Origin of the sequence: Ruegeria atlantica, from assembly GCF_013033965.1 — a bacterium.
GTDB classification, from domain to species: Bacteria; Pseudomonadota; Alphaproteobacteria; order Rhodobacterales; family Rhodobacteraceae; genus Ruegeria; species Ruegeria atlantica_D.
Genome location: NZ_WQFE01000001.1, coordinates 417,158 through 436,242 on the forward strand (window position 1 = coordinate 417,158; position 19,085 = coordinate 436,242).

A 19,085-nucleotide genomic window follows, 5' to 3' on the forward strand; every position below is an offset into this window, starting at 1 on the left:
CCCTACCGCGGCGTCCTGCGCAGAACCGCCAGTGCAATTCCGCCCAATACCAGCCCGGCCCCAAGGATCAGGCGCAGGCTGGCAGCCTCACCCAATAAAATGACACCACCAACTATGGCAATGATCGGAACGCTGAGCTGAACAACAGCCGCCGTTGTGGGCGTCAATTCCCTTAGAACGTGATACCAAAGTGCATAACCCATCCCTGATGTGACCGCGCCGGACAAGGCTGCCAGCAGGTATCCATTCGTCGTCATGTGCCACACCCCTCCGGTCCCCAACAAGGCCAGCGTGGTCACAGGCAATGCCACGACGAAATTGGCGGCTGTGCCAGACAAGGCATCTGGTTCGGACTTGCCAACCAGCGAATAGATCGCCCAGCCAATCCCGGCGGCGATCATCAAGGCCGCCCCAACCGGATTGACCTGTATCGATCCGGACGGCCAAAGCACATAACCCAGCCCCAACAACGCAATTGCAGCTCCTGCGATCTGCCGGTTGGTGGGGATCGTGCCCTTCACTGATGTCACAGTGAACATCATGACCTGCACCACCCCGAACAGGATCAACGCGCCAAGTCCTGCGTCCAGCGTCAGATACGCGATCGAGAAACCGATCATATACAATGAAAGCGACCCTGCCCCGGCAATTCTGCGTCGGTCAAACAGAGGCAAATGGCCAGTCCTGGGAAGAACCAGCCCGGCCAGCATCACCGCCCCGGCAAGAACGCGCACCACGGCAAAGGCCGCGGGATCACTGGCGCCGCTGTCAATCGCCAAGCGGTTCAGGATTGAATTGGACGCAAAGGCGCACATCGTCAGGCACGTGAACAGGAACAGTTTCATATCAATCGCATAGCGGGTTACGCGCGTTTTGGACACTCACTTTCCTGCGGGGGTGGCCCATAAAACGAAACGGGGCCGCCCGAAGGCGACCCCGTCCCTAAGCACTAATGCTTCCCTCTCGGCAGCTTGGCCTTACAGCCAAGCGCCTGTCGGGACCGTCAGAATTCGCCACGGCGAATTCGACGTCTTACATCATGCCGCCCATGCCGCCCATGTCGGGCATGCCGCCGCCAGCAGGCGCGCCTTCTTTGGCGGGCTTGTCAGCAACCATTGCTTCGGTGGTGACCAACAGGCCAGCAACCGATGCCGCATCTTCCAGAGCGGTACGGACGACTTTGGCCGGGTCGATCACGCCGAACGAGAACATGTCGCCATATTCTTCGGTCTGGGCGTTGAAGCCGAATGCAGCGTCGTCGCTTTCGCGAACCTTGCCAGCAACAACCGCACCGTCAACACCTGCGTTCTCGGCGATCTGGCGCAGAGGCGCTTCGATTGCCTTGCGAACGATGTTGATGCCTGCGTCCTGATCGGCGTTTGCACCTTTCAGGTTTTCCAGCGCTTTGCCGGACTGAACCAGAGCAACACCACCGCCGACAACAACGCCTTCCTGAACGGCAGCGCGTGTTGCGTTCAGAGCATCGTCCACACGGTCCTTACGCTCTTTCACTTCAACTTCGGTCATGCCGCCGACGCGGATAACAGCAACACCGCCTGCCAGTTTGGCAACGCGCTCTTGCAGCTTCTCACGGTCGTAGTCCGACGAGGTTTCTTCGATCTGAGTACGGATCTGGGCAACGCGCGCTTCGATCTCGGCTTTCTCGCCCGCACCGTCGACGATGGTGGTTTCGTCTTTGGTGATTTCGATTTTCTTGGCGGTGCCCAGCATGTCCATGGTGACGGACTCGAGCTTCATGCCCAGATCTTCGCTGATGACCTGACCGCCGGTCAGGATTGCGATGTCCTGAAGCATGGCCTTGCGGCGATCGCCGAAGCCCGGTGCTTTGACAGCAGCAATTTTCAGGCCGCCGCGCAGCTTGTTGACAACCAAAGTTGCCAGCGCTTCGCCTTCAACATCCTCGGCAATGATCAGCAGCGGTTTTTGCGACTGGATCACCTGCTCGAGCAGCGGAACCATCGGCTGCAGCGAGGATAGTTTCTTTTCGTGCAGCAGGATCATGCAGTCGTCGAGTTCTGCGATCATCTTGTCTGCGTTGGTGACGAAGTAAGGCGACAGGTAGCCACGGTCGAACTGCATACCTTCGACAACGTCGGTCTCGGTTTCCAGACCTTTGTTCTCTTCGACAGTGATGACGCCTTCGTTGCCAACCTTCTGCATCGCGTCTGCGATCTGCTGGCCGATTTCGGCTTCGCCGTTGGCCGAGATGGTGCCAACCTGAGCAACTTCCGCCGAGTCTTTAACTTCGCGCGAGGCGTCTTTGATGCCTTCAACAACCTTGGCAGTTGCCAGGTCGATGCCGCGCTTCAGGTCCATCGGATTCAGGCCCGCTGCAACCTGCTTCAGACCTTCGCGAACGATTGCCTGTGCCAGAACGGTTGCGGTGGTGGTGCCGTCGCCGGCTTCGTCATTGGTGCGGCTGGCGACTTCTTTCACCATCTGCGCGCCCATGTTTTCGAACTTGTCTTCCAGTTCGATTTCCTTGGCAACCGAAACACCGTCTTTGGTGATGCGCGGTGCGCCGAAGGATTTGTCCAGAACCACGTTGCGGCCTTTGGGGCCCAGGGTCACTTTAACAGCATCGGCCAGGATGTTCACACCTGCCAGCATGCGGTTACGGGCATCGGTGTCGAACTTGACGTCCTTTGCAGCCATGTCGTTTCTCCTTGAGAAAATGTATTGGAGTGAAGATCAGAGGAAGCGGGTCGCTTACTCGATGATCCCCATGATGTCGCTTTCTTTCATCATCAGCAGCTCTTCGCCGCCGACGTTGACCTCGGTGCCCGACCATTTGCCGAACAGGATCTTGTCGCCAGCTTTAACAGCCATTGCGATCAGTTCGCCGCTGTCCTTGCGTGCGCCTTCGCCGGTTGCAACGACTTCGCCTTCGCTGGGCTTTTCTTTTGCGCTATCGGGAATGATCAGACCACCAGCGGTTTTTTCGTCGCTTTCGGTACGGCGAACCAGCACGCGGTCATGAAGCGGTTTCAATGCCATCTTTGCAGCTCCTTGGGCTCAAAGTTTATTATCCTCCCCTCGCCGGCTGGCGAGGCGTTAGCACTCAGGGGTACAGAGTGATAACGACGCATAGCTAGGGGGTCGGAAACTCCGAGTCAACAAGCTGTGAGGGATTTTTTTGCAGCCTGGATCAGTCGGCCTGTTCCCAGCTGTAGGCCCAGTGCTTTAATCCTTCCGCCCCCGCAGCGGACAGTGCGTAGACGCCCTTCTCGACCTTGTCGAACCACCCGTAGTGATTATCCCGCATCAAGCGCGTGGCTGCGGCCACGCCAGTGGACTGGGCGACCTCTGCCCCTTTTGTCGCGCCGCATTCAGCCAGATGCGCCGCACATTTCAGCGCGTCCTGCCGGTAGGCCGTGACGATCCCGTGCCGGGTGGCCCCGCCTGCGTTGGGATCACCCTCCAACCTGTCAAATTCGCGCAGCAGACGGACCGCTTTTGCCTTGTTTTTGCGGGGCGCATAAGGACCGGGGTCGCATTGCACCTCGACCGTTCTGTCGGCACGTACAGTGATCAATCCAAGACCTAACCTGCGGCACAGCGCAAGATTATCCTTCAACGCACGACGCGCAGTTCGTCCCTTGGGCTTGCACACACCAATATAGACCTGATCTGTCACCTTCAGCCGCGTGATCGCCTGATGAAACAGCGCCAATGAGAACCGCAGCTTGAGCTCGACAATCACAGGCTCATCGCCATCCCTAATAGCAACGATATCGGCGGCCCCCACCTCGCCTTTGACTGTGTAGCCCTGACGCTCGAACAGCGCCTTGATGGGGGGATATAAATCCTGCTCTCGGTCCATTTCGCCATGCTATGCAAATTTGCCGCGAACGCCAGACATCAGATGCACTTGGCTTGAACACATGACCGGGCCAAGGCAATGTCGCGGTCACACTTAAATTTCCGGGATGATCCTGATGCGCCTGATTGCACTGCTGATTTACTTCTTGCTGCCCGTCGCCGCACAGGCCGCATGCGAAGGGAGCGACCTGAGGCCGGATCTCAGCCCGGAGGCTAGGGCCGAACTGCAACAGACGGTCGCTGGCATCCCGTTTCCCGAAGGCAACCACTGGATAGCAACCAAGGGCGACACAGTCCTGCACCTTATCGGAACGCTGCACGCCAATGACGCGCGGATGGATGCGGTAGTCGAACGGCTAACTCCGACCCTCAGCGAGGCGGACGCGTTTTACTTCGAGGTTACACAGGAAGAAATGAATGCGTTCGAGCAGGATCTGGCGAAGGACATGAGCCCGGTAATGATCACCTCGGGACCCAGCCTGATTGATCTGATGTCCGAGGAGGACTGGTCTGCGCTGTCTCACGGGTTGTCCGAACGCGGCATTCCCGGCTGGATGGCTGCCAAAATGCGGCCCTGGTTTCTGAGTATGATGCTGGGCATTCCCCCCTGTATGATGCAGGATCCCAGTGCAAACTACGGGATGGACGCTCGTTTGGACGAACTGGCCGATGAGTTGGATATCCCGAAACACTCGCTGGAACAGATTGCCGATCTTATGAGCATGTTCGACAGCCACCCCATCGAAAAGCAGGTCCAGTCCCTTGTGCGGATGGCTGGCGCCATGGGCGGCAGCGAGGATCAACTGGCCACGATGGCGAACGCCTATTGGGAAGAGAAGCATGTCGAGATCATCCAGCTCGCCCGCATCCAGGGGTTGCAGGATTCGGGCCTGTCGCCTGAGGTTTTCGACGAGGAGTGGAATGACTTCGAGCAAAAACTTCTGGTCGAGCGCAACAGCAATTGGATGCAGAAAATTCTGAACATTCAGGATCAAACGGCCGTGATCGCGGTCGGTGCCGGGCATCTTGGGGGCGAACATGGGCTGCTGAACCAACTACAACAGTCCGGGTATACCTTGACCCGTGCCGCGTTCTGACTCACCTCGATTTCAGACCAACCGTCGCAGCGCATCTGCTGCCGGGTGACAAGCCCGGAAGACCGCCCTATAAGGCGCGCAAAATGATCATCCTCAGGACGCTGACATGACAACGCTCGTATTTGGCCACAAATCCCCCGACACCGATTCCACAGGTTCGCCGATCCTGTGGTCGTGGTATCTGAACGAAATCAAAGGCGAGAAGGCCGAGCCGGTTTTGCTGGGCGAGCCCAACACCGAAGCGGCATTCATGCTGCAGCGCTGGGACCTGCCCAAGCCGCGCATCATCGCGGATGTCGAAACCGACGCCCCGGTTGTTATCGTGGACACCAACAACCCGGCCGAGCTGCCCGCCAGCATCAACAACGCCGACATCCGCGCCATCATCGACCACCACAAGCTGGTTGGCGGTCTAGAAACCAAAGGCCCGATCGACATTACCGTGCGCCCGCTGGCCTGCACCGCGACCATCATGATGGACCTGATCGGCGACGATGCTGCCAATATGCCCGACGCCGTAAAAGGCGCGGCACTGACCTGCATCCTGTCGGACACGCTGGAATTCCGTTCGCCCACCACTACTGCGCATGACCGCAAAGTGGCTGAAAAACTGGCCGCCGATCTGGGCCTGGATGTGTCGGCCTATGCCGCTGACATGTTCGCAGCGAAATCGGACGTTTCGTCCTTCTCGGACGCCGAACTGATCCGCATGGACAGCAAGGAATACGAGGTCGACGGCACCAAGTTCCGCGTCTCGGTTCTGGAAACCACCGCTCCGGGCGTCGTTCTGGACCGCAAGGCAAGCCTAGCACGATCGATGACTGACGTGGCCAACGAAGATGGCGTTGATCAGGTTCTGCTTTTCGTCGTCGACATCCTGAACGAAGAAGCCACCCTGCTGGTACCCAACGATCTGGTCAAAGGCGTTGCAGAAAAGAGCTTTGGCGCTACCGTTGACGGCGATGCCGTAGTTCTGCCCGGTATCATGAGCCGGAAAAAGCAGATCATCCCGAACCTTAAGGTTTGAAGCCTGCACACTTCGTATCGGAAAGGCGCCTGACTGGGGCGCCTTTTTCTTTGCCGTCTATGTTTTACGCGAATGAGATCCGTTGGCAGTCTGACATCATTGACAGATGGCGAATTGGATCCCGGGTCCATGGTTGCGGCGCGGCTCCAGAACGGGCTCGGCGTGCAGGTCATCCTTGGGAACGGAAACCTCCAACATGCCCCCGATGCCGTGGCTATCTCGGAAGAAAGCCGACGGGCCACGGCGGTTATTTCGTCAAATTGCATTGCGGGATGGTCAACTGGTGAAAGCTTTGCCATAGCTGTCACAACGCCGATTTCAGATCCCGAGGCCCCCATGACCCAGATCATCCACACACTCTCCGAGATTTCAGACCGTTATAAAGCGCTGTTTGTTGACCTGTGGGGATGCGTCCACAATGGCATCACCGCCTACCCCGAAGCTGTTGCGGCTCTGCAGAATTACCGGGCAAATGGCGGGATTGTTGTGCTGGTCACCAACTCGCCCAAACCGCGTGCAGGTGTGGCGGAACAACTGGGGCAATTCAACGTCCCCGCAGATGCTTATGACACCATTGCCACCAGTGGGGACTCGGCACGGTCCGCGATGTTCCGCGGTGCGGTCGGAGAGAAAGTCTACTTCATAGGGGAATGGGAGCGCGACGCTGGCTTCTTTGAGCCGCTGAAGCTGCTGCATCATCCAATCCACATCGAACGCGTTCCGCTGGATGAGGCCGAAGGGATTGTTTGCTGCGGGCCGTTCGATCCAATGGCGGATCCGGCGGTCAATCGCCCTGACTTCCTCTATGCCAAGCAAAAGGGCCTCAAGCTGCTCTGCGCCAACCCCGACATTGTCGTGGATCGGGGCGAGATACGGGAATGGTGCGCAGGCGCGCTGGCGAAGCTGTATACCGAAATGGGCGGCGAGAGCCTGTATTTCGGAAAACCTCATCCCCCGATCTATGATCTGGCCAGGCGCAGGCTGCAGGAATTGGGTCACGACATCCCCGATGGCGACATTCTGGTGATCGGTGACGGACCGCACACGGACATTCTGGGTGGCATGGGTGAGGGAATTGATTCTCTGTTTATCTCGGGCGGACTGGCCGCGGCGGAAACAAAAACTGAGCACCACCCGCACCACGAATCCCTAAGTGATTATATTGCAAGGGAAAAGATAAACCCGACGTACACGATTGGCCGTTTGAGATAGTCAAAAAAGACTTGATTTTCTGCAACTGCGAAGTAATAAAGTTGCCAAACAGGGGCAACTTTAGTTGTTTTGTTGCCCATTGAACTCAAGTGAGGGCGACATGTTGGATAATCTTCCACGCGGCACGATCTGTATTGAAGACATCGAAATGGGCATGAGCCGTCACCTGCGCAAAGTGGTGACGGACGAAGATATCGAGATGTTCGCGCAGGTTTCAACGGATCGAAATCCGGTACATCTGGATGATGACTATGCACGCGACACGATCTTTGAAGGGCGCATCGCGCACGGAATGCTGACGGCGGGTCTGATCTCGGCCGTTATCGGTGAACAACTTCCGGGCCATGGCACGGTCTATATGGGCCAATCACTGAAGTTTCTGGCACCGGTGCGTCCCGGCGACATGGTCTATGCTGAGGTCAAGGTGATCGACATCGACTTTGCCAAGCGCCGTGTGAAACTGGATTGTTACTGTGCCGTCGATGGCAAGAAGGTGCTGGTGGGTGAAGCCATGGTTCTGGCTCCGTCGCGTAAATTCGACTGAGGCAAAGGCATCTGAATACATTCGAAGGGCGCCGGAAGCGGCGCCTTTTTTGTTGTGTGATCTTGGAATGACCATCGTACCGACCTGGATCGATACTTCAGCCCGCAGCAGTCAGCCATTACGCAAATCAGATGCTTGAACCCGGTCCTCAGTCCCGATAGGCAAGCTTCATGCAGATCATCCGGGATTTTCAGTTTGTCGAGCCAGAAGACCGCGGTGCCAGTGTGGCAATCGGGAATTTTGATGGCGTGCATGTCGGCCATCAATCGGTGATTGAACTGGCGCAACGCGTGGCTCCGGATGCACCGCTTGGTGTTCTGACCTTCGAACCGCATCCGCGCGAGTATTTTGCACCCGACGCCCCACCCTTTCGTCTTATGCGCGGAAACGCACGCGCGCACCGGTTGGAGAAACTGGGTGTAAAAAAGCTGTATGAGCTGCCTTTCAATGCCGCCCTTGCTGGCCTGACACCCGAAGAATTCGCCCGAAATGTCATCTGCGACGGGCTTGGCCTGTCACACGTAGTGGTCGGCGCGGACTTTTGTTTCGGCAAGGGGCGCAGTGGAACTGCCGAAGACATGGCTCGGTTCGGGCAGGAAATGGGGTTCGGCGTCACCATAGCGCCGCTGATGCAACGCTCTGATGACGTTGTCTCGTCAACCGCGATCCGCACTGCGTTATCCGATGGTCGCCCCCGCGACGCCGCAGCGATGCTAGGCCATTGGCACCGCGTGGAAGGCGAAGTGATCGGCGGCGAACAACGCGGACGCGAGCTGGGGTTCCCCACCGCCAATATGTCAATCGAGGGGCTGCATCCGCCGAAATTCGGTGTCTATGCCGTGCTGATCGATGTGCTCGATGGCCCCCATCAGGGCAGCTATCACGGTGCATCTTCGGTTGGCGTGCGGCCCATGTTCAACGGAGAGGTTCCGAACATCGAGACTTTCCTGTTCGACTTCTCGGGCGACCTGTATGGATCGACCCTGTCCGTCGGGTTGGTCGAATACCTGCGCCCCGAGATGACGTTTGACGGGCTGGATGCACTGATCGCGCAGATGGACGTCGATTGCGACAAGGCACGCACTCTGTTGGCCGCGCTATGACCGCCGATCCGATTGATCGCAAAGGTCTTGCCCCCCGGTTTTGGGAACGCAAACCGCTGACCAAAATGAACCAGCGCGAGTGGGAGGCGCTGTGCGACGGCTGCGGCAAGTGCTGCCTGAACAAGCTTGAGGACGAGGATACCGGCGAGGTCGCCCTGACCTGCGTCGCCTGCCGTCTGCTGGACGATGAAACCTGCCGCTGCACACAATATGACATCCGCCACCAATTCGTGCCGGAGTGTATCGTGATGAAGCCCAACAACATAGACGATCACGCTTATTGGTTGCCCCAGACCTGTGCCTATCGGTTGCTGTGGGAGGGAAAGCCACTTTACGACTGGCATCCGCTGATATCAGGTACGCCGGACAGCGTGCACGCTGCCAGAATGTCGGTTCAAGGGCGCACGGTGTCCGAGTTCGAAACCCCCATGGAAGAGTGGGAAGACTATATCATCGAGGAGCCCAACTGATGTACTTTGCCTCTGACAATTCCGGGCCGGTTCACCCTCAGGTCATGGCCGCTCTGAACGAGGCCAATCAGGGCTATCAAATGGCCTACGGCGCGGACACACTGATGAACGAAGTTCGGGATCGCATTCGCGGGGTCTTCGAAGCGCCGGGTTCCGCCGTCTATCTGGTGGCCACCGGGACGGCGGCGAACTCGCTGGCTCTGGCGACGCTCTCAAACCCATGGGAAACTGTGTTTTGTTCCCCCGTCGCGCATATCCACGAGGATGAGTGCAACGCGCCCGAGTTCTATAGTGGCGCAAAACTGACGCTGGTGCCGGGCGGGGACAAGATGGACCCCGAAGCGCTGCGCCGTTCCATTCTGGCTGAGGAAACACGTGGTGTGCACGGACCCCAGCGCGGGCCGGTGTCCATAACCCAGGTGACCGAGCGCGGGTCGGTTTATTCTCTGGCCGAGCTGCAGGCTTTGTGTGGGGTGGCGAAGGAATACGGCCTGCCGGTTCATCTGGATGGGGCGCGGTTTACGAACGCGCTTGTTACGCTCAATTGTTCTCCGGCCGAGATGACATGGAAAGCGGGTGTGGATGCGGTCAGTTTCGGCGGCACCAAGAACGGTCTGATGGGCGTCGAGGCAGTGGTTTTCTTTGACGAATCGAAAGCGTGGGAATTCGAGCTGCGGCGCAAGCGCGGTGCCCATCTGTTTTCCAAGCACCGCTATCTGTCCGCGCAAATGGCCGCGTATCTGCAGGACGATCTGTGGTTGCAGATGGCGCGACAAGCCAATGCGAACTGCGCACATCTGGCGGATGGTTTACGGGCCAAAGGAGCAACCTTTCTGCATGAACCGCAGGCCAATATGATCTTTGCACAGTTTTCCCGCGCGCGGCACAAGCAGTTGCACCAAGCCGGCGCGGTTTATCACCTGTGGGGTGCCGAGCTGGACGGCCCAGATGACGACGAAATCTTGGCTTGTCGACTGGTCTGCGACTGGTCGATCAGCACAGGCGATATCGACCAGTTCATCGGCTTGTTGTGATTTCAGGGGCGGCGGCAACCCTTACCCGAAACGTGGTTGAGGATGGGTCGCCCCAAAACTTTCTGATCACGGCGGCGGTCTGATCCGGGTGGGTGATTGGAACCATGTGGCCCGCCCCCGATATAATGCCCGTTCGAGCATTGGGCAGCCGCCGGGCAAGCCCCTCCCCAATCACAGGCATGACGGGATGCGTCTCGGATCCGCTCAAGATCAGAACCGGCATGGATGCGCTCTTCAGAACGTCGGTGTTCAACAGCCCCTTCTGATCAAGGAACAAAGCATTATCAACAGCAGGCACAACGTGAATACCGCGGATCATTCCCGCGCGGATTCGTTCGGGCAAATCAGGCCATCGCGGGCCATCCTGCGCACCCCACATCCGGTTGAACAACCGGGCGGCTTGTTCCATATCCCCCGCCGCGAATGCATCTGAAACAGGTTTGGCCTCGTCATCATGTTGCTTGACCAACTCCGGCGCATCCTGAACCGCAACCGCAAAGAATACAGGCTCAATCAAGACCGCACTGCGCACGAGCTCAGGAAACTCGACTGCCAGCCAAAGGGCCAGCATCCCGCCAAAGGAATGGCCGATCACGTCCATCGGTTCGGTTAGATGCGCGGCCGACAGCTCGGTCACGTGGTCGAAGAAATCCCCTTGCCCGTCCCAATTCGAACTGCGGCCATGGGACGGCATGTCAGGGGCCGCAAATGTCGCCTCGTCCCCCAATGCAGAGGCCAGCCCAGACCACGCGCCGGAATGCGCAATCGTGCAGTGCAGGGCGAGCACCTTGCGCGCGCCCTGCCCCAACGTTCTGACAAAGATGTCTGCTAAGGGGATGTCCCTCACCCTTTGATCACCGACAAATGGCGATCCAGATCATCCAACCGATCCTGCCCCCAGAACCGCTGATCATCTTCGGTGATGTAAAACGGCGCACCAAATACACCGCGGTCCACAGCCTCTTCCAGATTGGCGGCATAGGTTTCCGCACCCACCAAAAGGCCGCTATCGGCCAGACCTGGATCAAACCGCGCCTCTGTCAGGCAATCGCGGATCACGTCATCCTGGGCGATATCTTTTTCCTCGGCCCAACAAGCCCGAACGAAAGAGTGTACAAGTTTGCCAACATCACCTGATCCGTCCTTGATCGCCGCAATGATCGCGTAGGACGACGGTGCGGCATTGGTCGGCCAATGCGCGGGTTGCAGATTGAAATCCATCCCAAGATTTCGAGACTGACGTTGCAATTCCTGTGCCCGGTATTCGATGCGCGAGATGTGGCGGTCTTTGGGTGGAACGCCCCCCGTGCGCCCGAACAAGGCGACAATATCCAGCGGCTTGTAGTTGATCGTCGCGCCATGTTTCGCCGCGACCTCTTCCAACCGCATACCGGCCAAATAGGTATAGGGCGAGAGTGTCGCAAAAAAGTAGTCAATCTGGGCCATGTGCACTTTCTCCGCTGCGTTATCTTTGCTGGACGGTAAGGCCATGCTAAGCGGTGTCAACATCACGAATCTGTCACATTTGCCATTGCTGCCCGGGGACCTCAGCCGATGCCGACACTCAACGAACCCAAGCTTATCGCTGGGAACGCCAACCTTCCTCTTGCCGAATCCATCTCGCGCCACATGAGCCTATATCGCGGTGTCGATCAGAATCTGGTCGATGCGCGGGTAGAACGCTTTAATGACGGCGAGATTTTCGTCGAAGTGTTCGAAAACGTGCGCGGCGAGGATATGTTCATCGTCCAGCCGACGTCGAACCCGGCGAATGACAACCTGATGGAGCTGCTGATCATCGCCGATGCGCTGCGCCGATCGTCCGCACAGCGTATCACTGCCGTAATTCCCTATTTTGGCTACGCCCGTCAGGACCGCCGCACCAAGGCACGCACGCCGATCAGCGCCAAGCTGGTGGCCAACATGCTGACCGGCGCCGGGATCGAGCGGATCCTGACCATGGACCTGCACGCTGCGCAAATTCAGGGGTTTTTCGACATGCCGGTCGACAACCTCTATGCGTCGCCAATTTTTGCGTTGGATGTGAAGCACCAATTCCAGAACAATCTGGACGAACTTATGGTCGTCTCGCCCGACGTAGGCGGCGTGGCCCGTGCGCGCGAGCTCGCCAAGCGCATCAACGCGCCCCTGTCGATCGTGGACAAACGCCGCGAAAAAGCCGGTGAAGTGGCCGAGATGACCGTTATCGGCGATGTCAAAGACAAGATCTGCCTGATCGTGGACGACATGTGCGACACTGCCGGTACGCTATGCAAGGCGGCTCAGGTCCTGCTGGATAACGGTGCAAAAGAGGTTCACTCGTATATCACGCACGGCGTCATGAGCGGACCGGCCGTCGAACGCGTGACCAATTCGGTGATGAAGTCTCTGGTGCTGACCGACACAATCCAGCCAACCAAAGAGATCGCCAAAGCCAAAAACATCCGTATCGTTCCAACCGCGCCGATCTTTACACAGGCCATCTTGAACATCTGGAACGGGACAAGCGTGTCATCGTTGTTTGAGGACAAGACTCTGACGCCAATCTACGAGTCAATGTATCACATGGACTGACCAAGTCGGGCGGCGCAACAGCCGCCCTTTTTTGTCAACACAGCAAGGCAGGACATACCCGTGACAGCCTCAAAACGCATCGTTCTTTCCAGTGACCACGCGGCTATCGAGCTGCGCCAGGCGGTCGCCAATCATATCGCAGCAAATGGCTGGGAAGTCGTCGATATCGGACCCAAAACACCTGAAAGCACACATTATCCCGTCCACGGCAAAGCTGCCGCTCAGGCCGTTGCCTCGGGCGATTGCGACCTTGGGATCGTCCTATGCGGTACGGGTCAGGGCATCATGATGGCGGCCAACAAGGTTCCGGGCATTCGCTGTGGCGTGTGTTCTGACGCTTTCTCGGCCCGCATGATCCGCGCGCATAACAACGCCAACATGCTGTCGATTGGCGCTCGCGTCGTGGGTGAAGGTCAGGCCCTGGATATCGTAGATGCGTTTCTGGAGGCCGAGTTCGAAGGCGGTCGCCACGCAACTCGGGTGGACATGATCGAAGCGCAGGGCGACTAAAACGCTTTGCTATCTCACGACCTAGCATTGGACCCCATACAGGGGCCCTATAGCGTTAAGAGATGTCCCAATCGTCTTCGTTGGCCACCTCTCCGATGGCGGTCCAGGCAACCCTTATCCTGGCGATACGTGTGTCCGACCATGTGCGGAACACCGCACTGAAGCCCTCGGGTGTAATGTCTTCGGCGGTAACTTCGGCGCGCAAGGCGGAAGATGTATCTACATCCCACAGGGACACACCAATCTGAACCACCGGAATTGATCGGAACGGTTGGCTGAATGCAACGACCGACCGGCGCTGGCGCGGTCCTTCGCCCGTCCACATATCGCCGCCATCGGCGAATTCGGAAAAAATAACTGCCTCGCCTTGGTCGATACCAATCGGGTGGGTTTTAAACGTCTTCATTCACTTAGCATTATTGATAAACGCCCGGAGGTTAACCCGGTACTTCACTAAAACTCCACAAAAAAAACGGCCCCGAGCCAACGGGGCCGTTCATATACAATTGAACGCAAATAGCCTCACAGACTCATATGCGATCCAAGGGCTTCCATGTCGGCCAGCAGCTTGGCAGCATCGTCGACAATGGTCTGATCGTCGCCACCCTTGGCGGCCTCGTGCGAGGCGCGGGCGTCTTCGATCAGTTGGTCCAGATGCGCGCGTGTCACTTCTGCTACCGGAATAGCCTTTTCAGCCAGAACCGAAAGGCCGTCGCCGTTGATCTGAGCAAACCCGCCGGTGACCAGGTATTCGCTGGACCCTTCGGGTGCCTCAACCTTTAGCAGACCGGGGCGCAGCGTGGTGATGGTGGGGGCATGATCGGGCATTGCCGTCATGTCCCCGTCCGCGCCGGGAATCTGGACCGCGGTGGCCTCAAGCGAAGCAAGGCTCCGCTCGGGGCTGACGAGGTCGAATTGCATCGTGTTTGCCATCAGGTGTGCTCCTTAGGCGGCTTCTGCGGCCATCTTCTCGGCTTTGGCGATCACTTCGTCGATGCCGCCAACCATCAGGAAGGCCGCTTCGGGCAGGTGATCGTATTCGCCGGCCACAACGGCCTTGAACGACGCGATGGTCACATCCAGAGGAACCTGAACGCCGGGCGAGCCGGTGAAGACCTGCGCCACGTCGAACGGCTGCGACATGAAGCGTTCGATCTTACGCGCACGTGCCACGGTCAGTTTGTCCTCTTCCGACAGTTCGTCCATGCCAAGGATGGCGATGATATCCTGCAGCGACTTGTAGCGCTGGAGGATCTGCTGAACGTCGGTCGCAACCTTGTAGTGCTCTTCCCCAACGATGGCCGGGTCAAGCAGACGCGAGGTCGAGTCGAGCGGGTCAACCGCAGGGTAGATACCCTTTTCCGAGATCGCACGGTTAAGAACGGTGGTCGCGTCCAGGTGAGCAAACGAGGTTGCCGGCGCGGGGTCGGTAAGGTCGTCCGCAGGAACGTAGATGGCCTGCACCGAGGTGATCGAGCCCGACTTGGTCGAGGTAATGCGTTCCTGCAGGGCGCCCATGTCGGTGGCCAGCGTCGGCTGGTAGCCCACGGCTGACGGAATACGACCCAGCAGAGCCGAAACCTCGGAACCCGCCTGCGTAAAGCGGAAGATGTTGTCGACGAAGAACAGAACGTCAGTACCGGACTGGTCGCGGAACTGTTCCGCCAGGGTCAGACCGGTCAGAGCAACACGTGCACGCGCTCCCGGAGGTTCGTTCATCTGACCGTAAACCAGGGCCACCTGCGATTCCGACAGGTTGTCCGGCTTAATAACGTTCGATTCGATCATCTCGTGGTACAGGTCGTTCCCTTCACGGGTCCGTTCACCAACACCCGCGAACACCGAGAAGCCCGAGTGCACTTTTGCGATGTTGTTGATCAGTTCCATGATCAGAACGGTTTTACCAACGCCGGCACCGCCGAACAGGCCGATCTTACCGCCTTTGGCGTAAGGGGCCAGCAGGTCAACAACCTTGATGCCGGTGACCAGAACTTCCGACTCGGTCGACTGTTCATCAAAGGTCGGTGCAGGCTGGTGAATGGCACGCGCCTCAGTTGCCTCAACCGGACCTTTTTCGTCGATCGGCTCACCAACCACGTTCAGGATACGGCCCAGGGTGGCGTTACCAACCGGAACTGAGATCGGTGCGCCTGTGTCGGTCACGGCTTCGCCACGGACCAAACCTTCGGTCGCGTCCATCGCGATGGTGCGGACAGTGTTTTCACCCAGGTGCTGAGCAACTTCCAACACCAGGCGCTTGCCGTTGTTGGTGGTTTCCAGCGCGTTCAGAATTTCAGGCAGCTGATCTTCGAAGTGCACGTCGACGACGGCCCCGATGATCTGTGTGACTTTGCCTTTTGCATTCGCCATGTTTCGTCTCCGGTTATCTTACAGCGCTTCGGCGCCGGAAATAATTTCAATCAGCTCGTTGGTGATCACGGCCTGACGCGAGCGGTTGAACTGGATCGTCAGTTTGTCGATCATCTCACCCGCGTTGCGTGTTGCGTTGTCCATCGCGGACATCCGTGCACCCTGTTCCGAGGCTCCGTTTTCGAGCAGAGCCGAGAAGACTGCAGTCGCAACCCCCTTGGGCAGCAGGTCGGCCAGAATGGCCTCTTCGCTGGGCTCATAGTCGAACACGGCACCACTGTCGTCACCCTCGGTGTCCTCGAACGAGGCAGGGATGACCTGTTGTGCCGTCGGGATCTGGGTCACAACGTTGACGAACTTCGAATAGAAGATCGTGGCAACGTCAAACTCACCCCCGTCGAAGCGGGACAGAACGTCCTTAGCGATGTCCTGCGCGTTGGTGTACCCCAGACGCTTGACTTCGCTCAGGTCGACATGTCCAACGAACAGATCACCAAGATCACGCTTGAGGGCGTCGCGGCCCTTTTTGCCGACAGTCAAAACCTTGACCGTCTTGCCTTTCAGGCGCAGCTCTTCCGCTTTGACACGGGCCAGCTTGGCGATGCTCGAGTTGAAGCCGCCACACAGGCCGCGTTCAGCTGTCATGACAACCAGCAGGTGGACATCATCACTGCCCGTACCACGGAGCAGCTTGGGGGCGCTGTCGCTGCCCCCGACCGATGCCGCCAGCCCCGCCATCACGGCATTGAACCGTTCAGCATAGGGACGCGAGGCTTCGGCAGATTCCTGGGCGCGGCGCAATTTTGCAGCCGCGACCATCTGCATGGCCTTGGTGATCTTGCGGGTCGATTTGACCGACTCGATCCTGTTTTTAAGGTCCTTAAGATTTGGCATATGCCCGCCTCTCCCTTAAGCGAAGGTTGCGGCGTATTCGTCCAGCGCAGCCTTGATCTTGTCGGAAGCATCACCCTTGATCTTGGGATCTTCGTCGGTGATCCACTGAAGCAGGTCGGCGTGCTTGCCGCGCAGGTGCGCCAGCAGGCCAGCTTCATAACGGCCAACATCGGACACGTCGATCTTGTCGAGGTAGCCATTGGTACCGGCGAAGATGACGCAGACGATTTCAGCGTTGGTCAGCGGCGAATACTGCGGCTGTTTCATCAGCTCGGTCAGACGCGCACCACGGTTCAGCAACTGCTGGGTCGCGGCGTCGAGGTCGGAACCGAACTGCGCAAACGCAGCCATTTCGCGGTACTGAGCCAGTTCCAGCTTAACCGGACCGGCAACCGACTTCATCGAGTTGGTCTGAGCCGAGGAGCCCACACGCGAAACCGACAGACCAGTGTTCACAGCAGGACGGATGCCCTGATAGAACAGTTCGGTTTCAAGGAAGATCTGACCGTCGGTGATCGAGATCACGTTGGTTGGAATAAACGCCGAAACGTCACCGCCCTGAGTTTCGATAACCGGCAGAGCGGTCAGCGAGCCCGCACCGAAGTCTTCGTTCAGCTTCGCCGAACGTTCCAGCAGACGGGAGTGGAGGTAAAAAACGTCACCGGGATAGGCTTCACGTCCGGGCGGACGGCGCAGCAGCAGGGACATCTGACGATAAGACACAGCCTGTTTCGACAGGTCATCATAGATGATCAGCGCGTGGCGACCGTTGTCGCGGAAGTATTCGGCCATCGCGGTTGCGGCGTAAGGTGCCAGGAACTGCATCGGAGCCGGGTCGGACGCCGTTGCGGCCACAACGATCGAGTAGTCAATCGCGCCGGACTCTTCCAGTTTCTTCACCAGCTGCGCAACGGTCGAACGCTTTTGTCCGATCGCAACGTAAACGCAGTACAGTTTCTTCGACTCGTCGTCGCCTGCAGCGTCGTTGTAGGATTTCTGGTTCAGGATCGCGTCCAGAGCAACGGCGGTTTTACCGGTCTGACGGTCACCAATAATCAGCTCACGCTGGCCACGGCCAATCGGGATCATCGCGTCAACCGATTTCAGGCCGGTTGCCATCGGTTCGTGCACCGATTTACGCGGGATGATGCCGGGGGCTTTGACGTCTGCAACGCCACGCTTGGTTGCGTTGATCGGGCCTTTTCCGTCCAGCGGGTTGCCCAGACCGTCTACAACGCGGCCCAGCAGCTCGTCACCGATCGGAACGTCCACGATCGAGTTGGTACGCTTAACAGTGTCACCTTCTTTGATGTCACGGTCGGAACCGAAGATAACGACACCGACGTTGTCGCTCTCCAGGTTCAGGGCCATGCCCATGATGCCACCGGGGAATTCGACCATCTCACCGGCTTGCACGTTGTCCAGGCCGTATACACGGGCAATCCCGTCACCGACGCTCAGCACGCGGCCGATCTCGGCCACTTCGGCTTCCTGACCAAAATTCTTGATCTGGTCCTTCAGGATTGCAGAAATCTCTGCAGCTTGGATTCCCATTTATCCGACCTCTTTCATTGCATTCTGTAGGGAGTTCAGCTTCGAACGGATCGAACTATCGATCATTTTCGAGCCCACTTTAACGACAAGACCGCCGATGAGGCTTTCATCCACGGTCGCATTGATTGTCACGGTCTTGCCCACACGCTCGGACAGCGTTTTGGACAGTTTTTCCATTTGTGTCTTGGTCAGCGCCTTGGCCGACGCAACATCGGCGGTCACTTCACCCCGCTCATCAGCCAGCATGTCGCGCAGAACCTGCACCAGTTGCGGCACAACAAACAAACGGCGTTTCTGCGCCATCAGACCCAGCGTGTTGCGCAGGATGGCGTGCAAACCCATTTTGTCAGCGATTGCGGTAATGGCGCCTTCCTGTTCGGCGCGCGAAACCAGAGGCGATGCAATCAGGTCGCGCAGTTCGGCGCTGTCGCCCAATGCTGCTGCCAGATCGTTGATTCCGGTTTCCAGACCTGCGAGGTCGTTATTCTCTTTGGCGATCTCAAAGATCGCGGTGGCATAGCGCTCGGCGATGCCTGTGGAAATCGAAGCTGGTTCGGACACGTCCACCCTTCCGATATTTTGGGCCCCGAATTCGCGTTGCGGCAGCTACCCCGGGGGCGTGAAGAAACCCCGGCCAGACGGTCGGGGATCAAAATCACCGGGGGTCTAGCAGAGCCGAACCCAGCTAGCAATATATTATCACGGCAACAGGCTTATCCACAAAATGTTTGATTTCAGTCGCTTAAGGCGGGTGCGACCCTTTTATCCGACTTAAGCGGGCGAAAAATGTTACGAAAGTGTAGGTTTTTGCGATTCCTGTGTCCTTTTTCCCTCATTTTTTGCGATTTGAAGC

Annotated in this window: 21 protein-coding genes; 9 read left to right on the top strand and 12 right to left on the bottom strand. The window is 58.1% G+C overall.

Annotated features, from left to right (window positions below):
* Positions 1 to 2: 2 nt before the first annotated feature.
* The 4 genes from GOW16_RS02110 to GOW16_RS02125 all read right to left on the bottom strand — a co-directional run bounded on the left by GOW16_RS02110 (position 3) and on the right by GOW16_RS02125 (position 3,844).
* A complete protein-coding gene (locus GOW16_RS02110; RefSeq protein ID WP_170410526.1) occupies positions 3 to 845 on the bottom strand; it encodes a DMT family transporter in 843 nt (280 codons plus the stop codon).
* A gap of 187 nt (positions 846 to 1,032) precedes the next feature.
* Positions 1,033 to 2,676 (bottom strand): chaperonin GroEL, encoded by a 1,644-nt coding sequence (gene groL / locus GOW16_RS02115; RefSeq protein ID WP_170409773.1) that lies wholly within the window; start codon positions 2,674 to 2,676, stop codon positions 1,033 to 1,035.
* 54 nt (positions 2,677 to 2,730) lie between these two features.
* Entirely contained in the window at positions 2,731 to 3,018 is a 288-nt protein-coding gene (locus GOW16_RS02120; RefSeq protein ID WP_008757222.1) for a co-chaperone GroES, read from the bottom strand.
* Between the two features lie 151 nt (positions 3,019 to 3,169).
* Positions 3,170 to 3,844: a DUF2161 domain-containing phosphodiesterase gene (locus GOW16_RS02125; protein ID WP_170409775.1), complete on the bottom strand. Its 675-nt coding sequence runs from the start codon at positions 3,842 to 3,844 to the stop codon at positions 3,170 to 3,172.
* A 115-nt stretch (positions 3,845 to 3,959) separates the two neighbouring features.
* On the opposite strand from GOW16_RS02125, the gene GOW16_RS02130 reads away from it, so the two are divergent.
* The 7 genes from GOW16_RS02130 to GOW16_RS02160 all read left to right on the top strand — a co-directional run bounded on the left by GOW16_RS02130 (position 3,960) and on the right by GOW16_RS02160 (position 10,330).
* Complete coding sequence (locus GOW16_RS02130) at positions 3,960 to 4,940, top strand: TraB/GumN family protein (RefSeq protein WP_170409777.1); 981 nt, start codon at positions 3,960 to 3,962, stop codon at positions 4,938 to 4,940.
* 106 nt (positions 4,941 to 5,046) lie between these two features.
* The gene (locus GOW16_RS02135) at positions 5,047 to 5,967 is read left to right on the top strand and encodes a manganese-dependent inorganic pyrophosphatase (RefSeq protein WP_170409779.1); all 921 of its coding nucleotides are present in this window, start codon (positions 5,047 to 5,049) and stop codon (positions 5,965 to 5,967) included.
* A 336-nt stretch (positions 5,968 to 6,303) separates the two neighbouring features.
* Positions 6,304 to 7,179 (top strand): HAD family hydrolase, encoded by an 876-nt coding sequence (locus GOW16_RS02140; protein WP_170410530.1) that lies wholly within the window; start codon positions 6,304 to 6,306, stop codon positions 7,177 to 7,179.
* A 100-nt stretch (positions 7,180 to 7,279) separates the two neighbouring features.
* Positions 7,280 to 7,723 carry a MaoC family dehydratase gene (locus tag GOW16_RS02145; protein ID WP_170409780.1) on the top strand — a complete coding sequence of 148 codons (444 nt, stop codon included), beginning with the start codon at positions 7,280 to 7,282 and terminating at the stop codon, positions 7,721 to 7,723.
* 170 nt (positions 7,724 to 7,893) lie between these two features.
* Positions 7,894 to 8,826, top strand: a complete 933-nt coding sequence (locus GOW16_RS02150; RefSeq protein ID WP_170409783.1) for a bifunctional riboflavin kinase/FAD synthetase — start codon at positions 7,894 to 7,896, stop codon at positions 8,824 to 8,826.
* Positions 8,823 to 9,296 carry a YcgN family cysteine cluster protein gene (locus tag GOW16_RS02155; protein ID WP_170409785.1) on the top strand — a complete coding sequence of 158 codons (474 nt, stop codon included), beginning with the start codon at positions 8,823 to 8,825 and terminating at the stop codon, positions 9,294 to 9,296. The genes GOW16_RS02150 and GOW16_RS02155 overlap by 4 nt, the downstream gene beginning before the upstream one ends.
* Positions 9,296 to 10,330: a threonine aldolase family protein gene (locus tag GOW16_RS02160; RefSeq protein ID WP_170409787.1), complete on the top strand. Its 1,035-nt coding sequence runs from the start codon at positions 9,296 to 9,298 to the stop codon at positions 10,328 to 10,330. Before GOW16_RS02155 ends, GOW16_RS02160 begins: the two co-directional genes overlap by 1 nt.
* On the opposite strand, the gene GOW16_RS02165 is transcribed toward GOW16_RS02160, so the two are convergent.
* The gene (locus GOW16_RS02165; RefSeq protein WP_170409788.1) at positions 10,314 to 11,177 is read right to left on the bottom strand and encodes an alpha/beta fold hydrolase; all 864 of its coding nucleotides are present in this window, start codon (positions 11,175 to 11,177) and stop codon (positions 10,314 to 10,316) included. The two genes, GOW16_RS02160 and GOW16_RS02165, sit on opposite strands and share 17 nt — an antisense overlap.
* Positions 11,174 to 11,776 (bottom strand): 2-hydroxychromene-2-carboxylate isomerase, encoded by a 603-nt coding sequence (locus GOW16_RS02170; protein WP_170409790.1) that lies wholly within the window; start codon positions 11,774 to 11,776, stop codon positions 11,174 to 11,176. The genes GOW16_RS02165 and GOW16_RS02170 overlap by 4 nt, the downstream gene beginning before the upstream one ends.
* A 108-nt stretch (positions 11,777 to 11,884) precedes the next feature.
* On the opposite strand from GOW16_RS02170, the gene GOW16_RS02175 reads away from it, so the two are divergent.
* Together GOW16_RS02175 and rpiB are read left to right on the top strand one after the other, a co-directional pair.
* Positions 11,885 to 12,904, top strand: a complete 1,020-nt coding sequence (locus GOW16_RS02175; protein WP_170409792.1) for a ribose-phosphate pyrophosphokinase — start codon at positions 11,885 to 11,887, stop codon at positions 12,902 to 12,904.
* 60 nt (positions 12,905 to 12,964) lie between these two features.
* Positions 12,965 to 13,414: a ribose 5-phosphate isomerase B gene (rpiB, locus tag GOW16_RS02180; RefSeq protein WP_170409794.1), complete on the top strand. Its 450-nt coding sequence runs from the start codon at positions 12,965 to 12,967 to the stop codon at positions 13,412 to 13,414.
* A gap of 55 nt (positions 13,415 to 13,469) precedes the next feature.
* Here rpiB and GOW16_RS02185 read toward each other — a convergent pair whose 3' ends face one another.
* The 6 genes from GOW16_RS02185 to GOW16_RS02210 form a co-directional block, all read right to left on the bottom strand.
* Positions 13,470 to 13,820 (bottom strand): H-type lectin domain-containing protein, encoded by a 351-nt coding sequence (locus GOW16_RS02185; protein ID WP_170409796.1) that lies wholly within the window; start codon positions 13,818 to 13,820, stop codon positions 13,470 to 13,472.
* A gap of 116 nt (positions 13,821 to 13,936) precedes the next feature.
* Positions 13,937 to 14,347, bottom strand: a complete 411-nt coding sequence (locus GOW16_RS02190) for a F0F1 ATP synthase subunit epsilon (RefSeq protein ID WP_170409797.1) — start codon at positions 14,345 to 14,347, stop codon at positions 13,937 to 13,939.
* 12 nt (positions 14,348 to 14,359) lie between these two features.
* Positions 14,360 to 15,784, bottom strand: a complete 1,425-nt coding sequence (gene atpD, locus GOW16_RS02195) for a F0F1 ATP synthase subunit beta (protein WP_170409798.1) — start codon at positions 15,782 to 15,784, stop codon at positions 14,360 to 14,362.
* Between the two features lie 18 nt (positions 15,785 to 15,802).
* Complete coding sequence (locus GOW16_RS02200) at positions 15,803 to 16,678, bottom strand: F0F1 ATP synthase subunit gamma (RefSeq protein ID WP_170409799.1); 876 nt, start codon at positions 16,676 to 16,678, stop codon at positions 15,803 to 15,805.
* A gap of 15 nt (positions 16,679 to 16,693) precedes the next feature.
* Positions 16,694 to 18,232, bottom strand: a complete 1,539-nt coding sequence (gene atpA / locus GOW16_RS02205; RefSeq protein ID WP_170409800.1) for a F0F1 ATP synthase subunit alpha — start codon at positions 18,230 to 18,232, stop codon at positions 16,694 to 16,696.
* Positions 18,233 to 18,793 carry a F0F1 ATP synthase subunit delta gene (locus GOW16_RS02210; RefSeq protein ID WP_170409801.1) on the bottom strand — a complete coding sequence of 187 codons (561 nt, stop codon included), beginning with the start codon at positions 18,791 to 18,793 and terminating at the stop codon, positions 18,233 to 18,235.
* Positions 18,794 to 19,085: the final 292 nt, after the last annotated feature.

What these genes read in the sequence shown, in the direction of transcription:
- GOW16_RS02175 (WP_170409792.1), top strand. Translation starts at nt 11,885, where the DNA reads ATGCCGACACTCAACGAACCCAAGCTTATCGCTGGGAACGCCAACCTT.
- GOW16_RS02140 (WP_170410530.1), top strand. Translation starts at nt 6,304, where the DNA reads ATGACCCAGATCATCCACACACTCTCCGAGATTTCAGACCGTTATAAA.
- GOW16_RS02155 (WP_170409785.1), top strand. Translation starts at nt 8,823, where the DNA reads ATGACCGCCGATCCGATTGATCGCAAAGGTCTTGCCCCCCGGTTTTGG.
- GOW16_RS02185 (WP_170409796.1), bottom strand. Translation starts at nt 13,820, where the DNA reads ATGAAGACGTTTAAAACCCACCCGATTGGTATCGACCAAGGCGAGGCA.
- GOW16_RS02190 (WP_170409797.1), bottom strand. Translation starts at nt 14,347, where the DNA reads ATGGCAAACACGATGCAATTCGACCTCGTCAGCCCCGAGCGGAGCCTT.
- GOW16_RS02150 (WP_170409783.1), top strand. Translation starts at nt 7,894, where the DNA reads ATGCAGATCATCCGGGATTTTCAGTTTGTCGAGCCAGAAGACCGCGGT.
- atpD (WP_170409798.1), bottom strand. Translation starts at nt 15,784, where the DNA reads ATGGCGAATGCAAAAGGCAAAGTCACACAGATCATCGGGGCCGTCGTC.
- GOW16_RS02130 (WP_170409777.1), top strand. Translation starts at nt 3,960, where the DNA reads ATGCGCCTGATTGCACTGCTGATTTACTTCTTGCTGCCCGTCGCCGCA.
- GOW16_RS02135 (WP_170409779.1), top strand. Translation starts at nt 5,047, where the DNA reads ATGACAACGCTCGTATTTGGCCACAAATCCCCCGACACCGATTCCACA.
- GOW16_RS02110 (WP_170410526.1), bottom strand. Translation starts at nt 845, where the DNA reads ATGAAACTGTTCCTGTTCACGTGCCTGACGATGTGCGCCTTTGCGTCC.
- GOW16_RS02170 (WP_170409790.1), bottom strand. Translation starts at nt 11,776, where the DNA reads ATGGCCCAGATTGACTACTTTTTTGCGACACTCTCGCCCTATACCTAT.
- GOW16_RS02200 (WP_170409799.1), bottom strand. Translation starts at nt 16,678, where the DNA reads ATGCCAAATCTTAAGGACCTTAAAAACAGGATCGAGTCGGTCAAATCG.
- GOW16_RS02145 (WP_170409780.1), top strand. Translation starts at nt 7,280, where the DNA reads ATGTTGGATAATCTTCCACGCGGCACGATCTGTATTGAAGACATCGAA.
- GOW16_RS02160 (WP_170409787.1), top strand. Translation starts at nt 9,296, where the DNA reads ATGTACTTTGCCTCTGACAATTCCGGGCCGGTTCACCCTCAGGTCATG.
- groL (WP_170409773.1), bottom strand. Translation starts at nt 2,676, where the DNA reads ATGGCTGCAAAGGACGTCAAGTTCGACACCGATGCCCGTAACCGCATG.
- atpA (WP_170409800.1), bottom strand. Translation starts at nt 18,232, where the DNA reads ATGGGAATCCAAGCTGCAGAGATTTCTGCAATCCTGAAGGACCAGATC.
- GOW16_RS02125 (WP_170409775.1), bottom strand. Translation starts at nt 3,844, where the DNA reads ATGGACCGAGAGCAGGATTTATATCCCCCCATCAAGGCGCTGTTCGAG.
- GOW16_RS02120 (WP_008757222.1), bottom strand. Translation starts at nt 3,018, where the DNA reads ATGGCATTGAAACCGCTTCATGACCGCGTGCTGGTTCGCCGTACCGAA.